At 75.5% G+C, this 469-nt stretch carries 2 protein-coding genes; both read right to left on the bottom strand.

Annotated elements, in window-relative coordinates:
- Positions 1-115, bottom strand: a 115-nt coding sequence (locus IH13_RS43570) for an SMP-30/gluconolactonase/LRE family protein (protein ID WP_234433391.1), incomplete at its 3' end; no start/stop codon positions are given.
- A 14-nt stretch (positions 116-129) separates the two neighbouring features.
- Positions 130-469: IclR family transcriptional regulator domain-containing protein (locus IH13_RS0126135; RefSeq protein WP_031088408.1), on the bottom strand; the 340-nt coding region annotated here is incomplete at its 5' end.

Here is a 469-nt window from a genome sequence, read left to right as displayed (position 1 = left end):
TCGACGGGTCGTAGGTGTGGACGCGGGCCGAGAGGATGTCGACCCAGATCAGCCTGCCGGACGCCGGGTCCCAGGTGGGGCCCTCGCCGAGCTCCGCCCGTTCCCGGACGGCCACGTCCCAGGACGGGCTCACGCCTGCCCCCGGTGGTGGCCGAGCCTGCCGGACAGGGTGTCGGCGCCGTCCGCGGCGAGCCGGGCCAGCTCCTCCTCGCGCTCCTCGCTCCAGCGGATCATCGGTACGGAGATGGAGAGCGCGGCGACGACCCGGCCGGAGCGGTCGCGCACCGGCGCCGCGACACAGCTCACGTCCGGGTTGGACTCCCGGTGCTCGACGGCGACGCCCCGTTCGCGTACGACGGCGAGCGCGGCCCGCAGTTCCGCGGCGTCGGTGACGCTGTTGTCGGTCATCGCGACGAGCTCGCGCCCGTCGAGGCGGGCGTCGAGCTCCGCCTCCGGCAGTGCGGCCAGC

The sequence above is a fragment of the Streptomyces sp. NRRL WC-3549 genome, from assembly GCF_000721935.1.
Lineage (GTDB): Bacteria > Actinomycetota > Actinomycetes > Streptomycetales > Streptomycetaceae > Streptomyces.
The sequence above is the reverse complement of the archived record's forward strand: the minus strand, read 5'-3'. Positions and strand labels throughout refer to the sequence as shown.